The following is a 9,499-nucleotide window of genomic DNA, read 5'->3' as shown; positions in this document are numbered from 1 at the left end:
AAGGAAAGGAGTCTGGAAATGAAGTTGATGTGTAATAAAATAAACAGGAGAAGCAAAAAGCGGCAGTCGGACATAATCTGTCCGTATTGTGGCCGGCGTGCCGTGCTTCGGCCTGCGGAGTATGTATATGGCAGTCGCACCCTTGTACCTGGGAGCAGGCTGTATGTCTGCAGTAATTATCCGGCTGGTTGTGATGCCTATGTGGGTGTCCATGAAGGCAGCAGCAATCCCAAAGGGATACTGGCTGACGGAAACTTAAGGAACAAACGGATTCAGGCTCACAGGGCATTTGACCGGTTATGGAAAAACCGCCTGATGACGAGAAGCCAGGCCTACCGCTGGCTGGCTTTTCAGTTGGGGATTGAGCCGGAGGAGGCGCATATCGGGTATTTTTCAGACTATTATTGTGAACAGACCATAGCGGAGTGTGAGAAATTCTGGAATGGCTGCAGTAAAAGAGCGGCATAGGGAAAACTGAGAGGAGACGACTGGGTGAGATTGGAAGCAAAGCAAGAGGAGATGTATAAAAGGATGGACCGGCGTGATCTGTACCGCCGGTTTTCTGTCATATTTGCCGCATTGGGGGCAGGATTCATTATCCTGATTGCGGCAGGTTATCGAAACTGGCTGATGGTTTATTATGCGGCCTTATCTGTTTCTGGAGTTGTGGTTCTGTTTCTTTGTTACAGGAAAGTAGATCAATACGTCATGGATATGGCAGGCTGCTTTCTGGAATTGAAGGAGGGCAGGCTTGATATCTGCCAGCCAATGAGGGCGCAGGAATATGAGAGGGCGACCATATGGTTAGATGAAGTGGAAGGAATTGCGGCGGAAAGCAGGAACGGCCGTCCGCGGTTTTATGCAATATTAAAGGAAGATCATAAAAACAGTCAAATTCAGGCAGATGGAACCGCTTACCGGATTATCCGGGTGGAATCCTTTGGGTATACAGGTGAGGAATTCTGGTCTTTATTTCTTAAATTCAGGGAAGAAATTTCACAGAGTCTGGGTGCAATTCCTTTGAAAATATCAGAGCATAAAAAGTGGAGAAGGATTCAACCGATTCCGTACCCGCTTCTGTTTGTGCTGCTTTACTTTGTACCCCTGATAGTACCACTTTTATTTACAATTAAACAGTAGGAGGAGCAAAATGCTGATTTTCAGTGCGGTTGGAAAGAAAACGACGGATAAAAAGGGCCGGTTTATGGTGGAAGCGGCAGGAGAAGAATATTACCTGGTGAACATGGAAGTATACGTTTGGTCGGCCCTTCTTTGGGATTTTGTAGAGAGAGGGAACCTGGAGAACCATGTGTTAAGTTTAATGGGACAGATTGGAAGGCGCGGGGAAGATGAAGAACTGGAGAAAACGGTAAAAAGCAGTGAAATACAATACTGTGTCAGCCGCCTGCTGCGGAGGGGGCTCCTGGTATGCGGGGAAGGGGAAAGTGTGGAAGCAGCTGTGGTAGATTTACTGTTAAAGGTTTTTGTCACTCCAAATCGCCTGACTATATCGCTCCGCTTCCGTGCCCTTTGTATGGGGCTGTCCCATGGATTTTCTGTGCGGGGGGCTTTTAGCGGAATCTTTATGAACGAAAACGAACGGCTTTTGTTGGGAAAGCTGGAGCAGTCCGGCAATCTGTCATTACAACTAGAGGATCTATACCAGGTTCTGGAGGAAAATGCAAAGTGGACATTCCGCCTGCTTCCGGAATATCAGGAATTGAAAGAAACCATTAAGCTAGATTTCCTTCTGTCGGTTGTGCAGCTCTACAAGAAAAAACGGCTGATTATCCAGGGAATCCAGGAAAATGGGGTGAGAGAAGCTGTGTGCTTATGAAGGGATTGAGGAGAAAATTTGAGGAGAACTTTGCAAAGTGGGTACAGGAATGGAGCGGCTCGCCGGGGGTTCTGAGGAATAAGGTTCGGGGGATGTCCGGACTGGCGCTCATTATTTTTCTAATTGGATCTTATTCCGGTATCCGGTACCAGGCTGGAGATTTTTTTATCCTGTCCATGTGTCTGTCCCTGGCTATGCTGTACAAACTGTATGGAACTCTCAGAATCATTGTGAGAAGGGGATATTATGTGGTAGAGGGAACAGTTTTCCACATTCAAAGCAGATTTAAGGCAGGGCGGTTTTACCGGGTTACGTTGTTATTGGATAACGGAACAACGGAGGTGCTGATGCTTGATAAAAACCAGCATGTGGAGACAGGGAAGCGGTATCAGTTCTATTTCCGCAGTACACCTATGCTTGGCTCTCGGGAGTTTGGGGCATTTTTGGATACAGGCAATTTTCTGGGAGCAGTGGAAATAATAGAAGACAAATGTTAAAAAGGCGGCTGAACGAGTCAGACAGGTGATATTTCTGTATGTTCAGCCGCTTTTTGAATGGGATTAGATTTTAATACAGTCTTTTCGATACTTCTGGAAGTTAATCATAATGCAAAATACTATTAATCAATTCCTTGTATATATTCCAGCTCTTGTCAAAAATTGATATTGGATGCAAATCTTTTAAATGGATAGCTTCCAGTTGAGATTTATCAAGAACAGCCAAAACGAGATGCAATATTTTTTCATCGTATTCATCTTTAAACTTTAAAATTTCTGTGTCATAATCTTCTACTGCATCTTTAGCATATGTAAATTAACATAGGAGTATTTCTGGTTTTAATACAGCATTAATGCCAGTTTGAAAGCATGAAAAAAAAATCATTATGTAAAATATACAGATCGTCTGCTGGAATCATCAATTCATTATTAAAAATGTTTCTATCTGCAATCAGGCTCTGTTGTGTTTTGGTCATCTCTATCACTTTCTTTTTCTGTATTGTTTTCCTCCATTTCCAATAGTTTGTATATAATCTCTTTAGCGTTCTTTTCTGTTATATTATCAATTTGAAGCCCTTTATATTTGAAAGAGGTAGTTCCATATTTTTTTGTTAATTCATATAGTATTTATAATACATAGGGCAAAGATGCTGCTGATAACGTAAGCGTTATTTGTAAAAGGTCTTCCATACCAAATATTCCATCATCTTCTGTTTCCAGATAATCGTTCGGAAATTTGGTAAAAAATTCGTTGAATATTGGTCGGTCAATACTATCAATCTGAAAAAATAACATCCCCTTTACCTCCATTTTTCCGTAATATGTTAATATAATTATACCTTTTTTGAATGTCGCTGTCACTTGTTATTAAGTAATTTTGAATTTGCTGTAATAGGTCATGATATGGGGTATTGAAAGAGGTACTATATTTATGAATGAACTGTTTGACATACACTATATATTGTGATAATGTATAGTTGATAGTGATTTTATATGTTCCCAAAACATATCAAAGTTTTGTTCCGGTAAAAACCGGGAGTTTTATGATTGAGGCAGTTGCCTGTTGCTAAAGCCGGACCAGGAATGGTTCGTTTAGAAAGACCCAAAAAGACGAGAAGATCATCTTTTTGGGTCTTTTTTTGTGCTTTAAGAAGAACGAAAGGAGAGAAAGAAATGGTTGGTACACAGGTTTTATGAAACAATGCAGATTTATTAAGTATTGACGAACTGGTTGAGTTAGCTGGATACGGTCTGGAATGGATCATTGAAGACGGTCATATCACAGCCGCAGTGCTGCTGGAAGAAGCCAGCTAGAAAGGAGAAGGAATGAATTATCAGGACGATTTTTCAATTAATTTCACAAAGGAGGACCAGCTGCATGGCTTCCTGGAGGAACTGGAGGAACGGGCTGGATGGGATGTCAGGCCCAGCAATTCAATCCGGGTACTGCCGGCAGAGGAAAATGAAGCTTTGTGCCAGCAGATTACGGAGGAACTGAAGGAAACGGAAATTATTAAGGATACCTGCCAGAACACGGGGCTTTTACTGAAGATGGGGAGGTCTGTCTATCCGCTGGGGAAATCCAGCCTGTCTACGTTAAAAAGTAGGGCTAGGGTCAACGGAAACGCACTGTCTGATTTAGAAAAACCGAAGCTTGCCAGGATTTTAAATGACTGCCTGAAGGTGACCAGGGGAGATGCTCTAATCCGGATTCAGGAAGGAAAGGTTCGGGCGGTTCACGGCGGTGATGAGAGTGATTACTGTATACTGCCGATGACCGAAATTTTTGGTACAGCTTCTTCTTATATCAACGGGAAATATGATGAAGCAAAGTTTAAAGGCGGATATTATGATCACACGATGGCAACAGCTACCTGGGAAATTGAAGATGAGGAGCTGGTCTCTGCTTACCGGAGTGCGTTGAGGAATTACCGGGAGGATTTGAATGGCCAGTTATCAGCTGCAGTCAGGGTTTCTTCGTCTGATGTTGGTGCCAGCGGTGCTAATATCTATTATTCTCTGCTGATTGGTGAAGAGAAGCGGCCACTGGTGCTTGGAAAGGCATTAAAGCTGGCTCATGAAAAAAAAGCGTCCATGGCAAAGTTTGACGCCAATATGTCTATGGCATTTGCCAGATACGAGGAGGCTCTTTCCGGCCTTGAACGGTTGTTCCATATTTATTTGAACCATCCGGCCAATGTGATTACCGGGCTGATGAAGCGGGTGAATATTGGAAAAAAGCTGATTGCTGAAACTGTAGAACAGTTTAACGCTGCTTATATGGGCGGTGCTTGCAGCGGATATGACGTGTACTGTGCGATCTGCAACAGTATTTTTATATCAGAGGTTAATGGCGTTCAGGGAAAGGCTTTGGCAGTTTTGGAAGAGGCTATCTCCAGATGTCTGACATTGCGGTGGAGTGAATACGATATTCCCGGAGATTTAAAATAGGATTCTGTGAGGAGGTGGAAATACTTGCTGAATTTGAACTATGAACCAGAGGTTTTTGTAGATGACATCACAAAAATCACAGAAGAGGAGTGGCAGGAACATCGTAGGAGCGGGATTGGAGGCAGTGACGTAGCCTGTATTTACCGTGTATCGCCGTGGAAAACAGCCAATGAACTCTATCATGAGAAGATGGGACATCAGCCGGTTGTGGAGGAAGAGCGTAACTGGGTCAGTCTGGAAATCGGACATCGTCTGGAAGAATTGGTGGTCCAGATATTTATGAAGAAAACCGGGTTGAAACCATATGCGGTAAGAAAGATGTTTCGTCACCCACTTTATCCGTTTATGATCGGAGACATTGACTTTTTCGTGGAGAAAGATGGAGAAATATGGGTGCTAGAGTGCAAAACAAGTTTCAGCTTCAATAAAGAAGAGTGGGCCAATGATTCTATCCCCTATCATTATATGCTGCAGGGAATGCATTATATGAGTGTCACCAATGTGGCGGGAGTAATATTCCTATGCCTCTATGGAAATTCGGAAAATACATTTTTTATCAGAACCTTAACCAGGGATTTGGAATTGGAAGAGGAAATGATTGAGCTGGAACGGGATTTCTGGGTAAATAATGTACAGGCGGACCATGAACCGGAGTTTTACGAAGAGCCGGATTTGGTATTGGAAGCAATCAAAAAATACCGGAAGATTGAACCTGGCAAAACGATTGTATTGCCTGGGGAACTGGAAGATGTGATGAAAAAATATGTGCAGCTTGACGCGAAAAGGGCTGAGTTAGAGAGTCAGGCAAGGAAAGTAAAGGAGCAGATTAAGGAAATCTATATACCGGTGCAGAAAGCGCTTGGTCAGGCTGAAGGAGGGGAGTTGAATACCGGCAATATTATTTACCGTGTCGGTTATACAAAAAGAGTGACAACAGCAATTAACAAAGCAGAGTTGGAGAAGTTAAAACTTACATATCCTGACGTTTATCAGGAATATGCAAAGACAAACGTTTCCAACATTTTTTATATTAAGAAAGAAGAAAAGCCGGCATGAAAAAACAGTGGGATAAAGAGTTTATTACCTTGTTTAACCGTTTAGGCGGTAGACGCTCTAACTGGGAGGTGTGGAATGATTTTCTGACCATGGCCGCAATTGCCTTTGCAAATGTGATGCCAACGCCTGAAAGAACGGAAAGAGAAGATTGCTATCTCTCCATTATACGTTCTTATGAAAAAGAAGAACAGGAAATATTCCCCCAGCTTTTAAGTGTGGTAACCATGGCGTTTGAAGAGAATCCCAAGCAAGACTTTCTGGGAAATCTTTATACGGCATTAAACCTGAACCAACATCAGAAGGGACAGTTCTTTACACCATATCATATCTGTGAGTTTATGGCAGAGGTTCAAAACGGTGGAGATCTTAAAGCGGAAGTGGAGAAAAAAGGGTTTATATCAGTGAGTGATCCGGCTTGCGGTGCAGGAGCTTTGCTAATCGCATTTGCCAATTCTGCCAGGGCTCATGGTGTGAATTATCATGAAAAAGTGTTGTTTGTAGCACAGGATATTGATGCAACAGCAGCCAAAATGTGCTATATCCAATTAACTCTGTTAGGCTGTTCCGCGTGCATCATTATTGGAGATTCATTGTCGAAGCCCGGATTTCATCCAGATAATGAGGTCTATTATACGCCTATGTACTTCCTGAATTCCTGGAGATTTTGTGAAAAGACCAGGACTGAGGAGATATCCGCTAATGGAGCAGTTGCGGAAACTGTGAGTGAAGTTGTTATCGAGGCAGTGGTCAGTAAGCCTTCGGTCGATGCGGCAGAAATTCGAGAGGCTTTTCTGGAGGAGGCAGACGGTCAGTTCAGTTTTGATTTATTGACAGCGTCATGAGAAAAAATTGAGGAGGAAACACATGACATTACAAGAGAAGTTTGTGGAAATACGCAAGGCGATTCCGGCATTAGTAAAGCGCAGGTACAATGAGAATGTTGACTATGACTTTCTCAAAATAGACGATATCTACCGATTTTTGACTCCGGCTATGAACGAGTTTGGGGTCAATTTTGATATTGTGGATGAAACGGCTACCAATACTGACGAAAATGGTAACCAGGTTTTTGTCCGCTATATTTCAGGTGTGAATTACTGGCTGTATGAGGCGGATTTAAAGTTACTCTGGACCAATGTGGAGGATTCACAGGATTTTAAGGAAATTAAAATTCATGCGATCGGAACCAATGAAATGCCGGATAAAGCAAAAGGAAGCGCTTTTACTTATGCTTTGAAATATTATTTCTTCAATAAGTTTACGATTGACCAGGGCGGTGATGACCCGGATATGCAGCAGGAAAACTATGATGAGCAGGAAGGGGATGGCGCGAATTATGAAGATAAGAAAGAGGAGGCAGCAAAGACACAGGCTCCGCCACCTTCCCGCAACATTAAACCAGAAAGTGGTACACCCGTACAGTTACCGGAAAACGCGAGAAAGGCACAGCAGGAAGAGAAGCGAACGGTACAACCGACTCCTGATGCATCGGCTTCCGGAATGTTTACTGTGGAAGATGCCAAAAAAGTGGTATGCAACTTTGGCGTGGCAAACAGAGGACGGACACTGGGGGAGATTGCGCTTGACGGGGCAAAAGGAATTGATGATTTGCAGTGGATGGCATACAAATACAAGGGTCCAAACGATACCGTCCGGCAGGCTGCAAGAGTTTTATTAAAAGCTGCGTCTTAATTACAATATTTTTAATCTAGTGGATTTGTAGTTAAAGGAGATGGGGAAATCGAAAATTTTATACCTCCCTTCAGCATCGCTGACGTTGTAGATATTCTGAGACTAATCCGTCTGACGGATGGAGAAGATTCATTTAATCTGATTTGCCCGTTTTGTGGGGATGACCGCGGGAAAATGAACGCCTGTATCTGGAAAGGCAACCGGATTAAGAATGTGTATCACTGCTACAATTGCGGTGCCCAGGGAAACATGCTTACATTATATTGCGAATTAAAGGGAATCACCGGTCCGGACTGCTTTAAAATCGCGTATCGTGAAATCCGCGAGCAGTTGACTGTTGGCGGATACCCTCTAAACCGGGAATATGAGATTCGGAAGCCATCTGTGATGGAGGCAAAAACTGCGGACTATACAAAAAGGAACAGGGTCTACATGGAACTTCTCAAGCTACTGAATTTAACAGATCGGCATCTGTCTCTGCTAAAGGAACGGGGGCTTTCTGAGGAGGCGATTAAACGGTTCCAGTTTCGCAGTACACCTGTTTATGGGACGGAGGAGCTTGCCAGGAAGCTTTTGCTAAAAGATTTAAGTCTGTCAGGAGTGCCGGGGTTTTATCTCAATAACCGGGGGAACTGGGACATCGCATTTGGTAAGAAGTATTCCGGATATCTCTGCCCGGTTCCGGATATCTCAGGAGATTTAATCGGTTTTCAAATCCGCCTTGACGTACCAATCCATGGAAGGAAGTATATCTGGCTGTCAAGTGCAGGACGGGAAAAAGGAGTTAGCAGCAGCAGCCCGGCCGCATTTTTCGGGAACCCATATGATAAGAGGGTATGTGTAACAGACGGTGTGCTAAAAGGGCTGATTGCTCACGAGTTTTCTGATCGCACCTTCATTGGGAATCCGGGAGTTAACAACTATAGGGGATTAGAACAGCTTCTTACCGTGCTGGCAGGGAATGGAGTTAAAGAAGTCATTGATTATTATGATATGGATCGTCAAATGAAAATAATCTGTGACCATATCGAAAAATACTGTGATACATGTGGTTTGGAGTTTACGAAAGGAGCTGTCTGTCCCTATAAGGAGCGAAAGCGGAATGAAATCCGTAAAGGGAGCAACCGGCTATATGAAATGTGCCAGGCGCGGTCAATCCGATACCGGAGAAAAAAGTGGGATTTAGATTCAGACGGCAGCTGGGCAGGAAATTTTAAAGGAATAGACGATTACTGGAAACCGTATGTAGATCGGCAGAGAAAAAATTGCATTACACAGAGGAAAGGAAATGGAGAAACATATGTTTAAGCAGGAGAATGGTGAGAATAGCTACATCAAAATTACAGGCGAGGTGGGACAGGAGCCTTGCTACAGCCATACCAGCTTCGGTGAGCGGTTTTATGAGGTAGCAGTTGAAGTAAAAAGGCTCAGTGGAAATATTGACAAAGTGCCTGTTATACTGCCTGAACGTTTTTGCAGCCAGTTAAAAGCAGGGAGCCATGTTGGAATCAGAGGACAACTTCGGACCCACTCTAAAGACGTTGGCAATCATAGGCAAGTATTGTTACGCATTTTTGCACGGGAAGTATGGGAGGCACAGGATTATGATGAGGGTATTAACCAGGTAGAACTGAATGGATTTCTCTGTAAGGAGCCAATCTATCGGCGGACACCGTTAAACCGGGAAATCACGGATTTAATGGTTGCAGTTAACCGGCCCTATGGGAAATCGGATTACATCCCCTGTATCTGTTGGGGAAAAGATGCCCGTAAAGCAGGCGGGAAAAAGGTTGGAGAACCAATTCACATCCTGGGAAGAATGCAGAACCGAAAATATGTGAAGCAGTTTCCAATGGGGGGTCAGGAAGAAATGGTCACATATGAGATCTCCGTTATGAAAATCTTAGACGACCGCGAGTAAATTATATTAGGAGCCTGCTAATAAAAAGTCAAGCACTTTTTGAAA

At 43.4% G+C, this 9,499-nt stretch carries 10 protein-coding genes; all 10 read left to right on the top strand.

Features of this window, described 5'->3' with window-relative positions; translation table 11 throughout:
• The first annotated feature begins 18 nt into the window (after positions 1 to 18).
• The 10 genes from CLOSYM_RS09720 (at position 19) to CLOSYM_RS09675 (ending at position 9,454) form a co-directional block, all read left to right on the top strand.
• Entirely contained in the window at positions 19 to 468 is a 450-nt protein-coding gene (locus tag CLOSYM_RS09720) for a zinc-finger-containing protein (RefSeq protein WP_021641991.1), read from the top strand.
• A 24-nt stretch (positions 469 to 492) separates the two neighbouring features.
• Positions 493 to 1,140 carry a hypothetical protein gene (locus CLOSYM_RS09715; protein ID WP_021641990.1) on the top strand — a complete coding sequence of 216 codons (648 nt, stop codon included), beginning with the start codon at positions 493 to 495 and terminating at the stop codon, positions 1,138 to 1,140.
• A gap of 10 nt (positions 1,141 to 1,150) precedes the next feature.
• On the top strand, positions 1,151 to 1,837 hold the full coding sequence (locus CLOSYM_RS09710; protein ID WP_021641989.1) for a hypothetical protein: 687 nt from the start codon (positions 1,151 to 1,153) through the stop codon (positions 1,835 to 1,837).
• The gene (locus CLOSYM_RS09705; RefSeq protein ID WP_021641988.1) at positions 1,834 to 2,334 is read left to right on the top strand and encodes a hypothetical protein; all 501 of its coding nucleotides are present in this window, start codon (positions 1,834 to 1,836) and stop codon (positions 2,332 to 2,334) included. The genes CLOSYM_RS09710 and CLOSYM_RS09705 overlap by 4 nt, the downstream gene beginning before the upstream one ends.
• A 1,326-nt stretch (positions 2,335 to 3,660) precedes the next feature.
• A complete protein-coding gene (locus CLOSYM_RS09700; RefSeq protein WP_021641985.1) occupies positions 3,661 to 4,785 on the top strand; it encodes a hypothetical protein in 1,125 nt (374 codons plus the stop codon).
• A 24-nt stretch (positions 4,786 to 4,809) separates the two neighbouring features.
• Positions 4,810 to 5,841: a YqaJ viral recombinase family nuclease gene (locus CLOSYM_RS09695; RefSeq protein WP_049943688.1), complete on the top strand. Its 1,032-nt coding sequence runs from the start codon at positions 4,810 to 4,812 to the stop codon at positions 5,839 to 5,841.
• The gene (locus CLOSYM_RS09690; protein WP_021641983.1) at positions 5,838 to 6,683 is read left to right on the top strand and encodes an N-6 DNA methylase; all 846 of its coding nucleotides are present in this window, start codon (positions 5,838 to 5,840) and stop codon (positions 6,681 to 6,683) included. The genes CLOSYM_RS09695 and CLOSYM_RS09690 overlap by 4 nt, the downstream gene beginning before the upstream one ends.
• 22 nt (positions 6,684 to 6,705) lie before the next feature.
• Positions 6,706 to 7,533: an ERF family protein gene (locus CLOSYM_RS22030; RefSeq protein ID WP_002570119.1), complete on the top strand. Its 828-nt coding sequence runs from the start codon at positions 6,706 to 6,708 to the stop codon at positions 7,531 to 7,533.
• A gap of 48 nt (positions 7,534 to 7,581) precedes the next feature.
• On the top strand, positions 7,582 to 8,841 hold the full coding sequence (locus CLOSYM_RS09680) for a DNA primase (RefSeq protein WP_115639059.1): 1,260 nt from the start codon (positions 7,582 to 7,584) through the stop codon (positions 8,839 to 8,841).
• Positions 8,822 to 9,454 (top strand): single-stranded DNA-binding protein, encoded by a 633-nt coding sequence (locus CLOSYM_RS09675; protein ID WP_021641981.1) that lies wholly within the window; start codon positions 8,822 to 8,824, stop codon positions 9,452 to 9,454. Before CLOSYM_RS09680 ends, CLOSYM_RS09675 begins: the two co-directional genes overlap by 20 nt.
• Positions 9,455 to 9,499 lie beyond the last annotated feature (45 nt).

Origin of the sequence: [Clostridium] symbiosum ATCC 14940 (genome assembly GCF_000466485.1) — a bacterium.
In the GTDB taxonomy this organism is placed as follows: Bacteria; Bacillota; Clostridia; order Lachnospirales; family Lachnospiraceae; genus Otoolea; species Otoolea symbiosa.
Note: the sequence above shows the minus strand (reverse complement) of the source record. Positions and strands in the feature narration are given on the sequence as shown.

Excerpts from the sequence above, each read along its gene's own strand:
- CLOSYM_RS22030 (WP_002570119.1), top strand. The coding sequence starts at position 6,706 with ATGACATTACAAGAGAAGTTTGTGGAAATACGCAAGGCGATTCCGGCA.
- CLOSYM_RS09720 (WP_021641991.1), top strand. The coding sequence starts at position 19 with ATGAAGTTGATGTGTAATAAAATAAACAGGAGAAGCAAAAAGCGGCAG.
- CLOSYM_RS09705 (WP_021641988.1), top strand. The coding sequence starts at position 1,834 with ATGAAGGGATTGAGGAGAAAATTTGAGGAGAACTTTGCAAAGTGGGTA.
- CLOSYM_RS09690 (WP_021641983.1), top strand. The coding sequence starts at position 5,838 with ATGAAAAAACAGTGGGATAAAGAGTTTATTACCTTGTTTAACCGTTTA.
- CLOSYM_RS09700 (WP_021641985.1), top strand. The coding sequence starts at position 3,661 with ATGAATTATCAGGACGATTTTTCAATTAATTTCACAAAGGAGGACCAG.
- CLOSYM_RS09710 (WP_021641989.1), top strand. The coding sequence starts at position 1,151 with ATGCTGATTTTCAGTGCGGTTGGAAAGAAAACGACGGATAAAAAGGGC.
- CLOSYM_RS09675 (WP_021641981.1), top strand. The coding sequence starts at position 8,822 with ATGGAGAAACATATGTTTAAGCAGGAGAATGGTGAGAATAGCTACATC.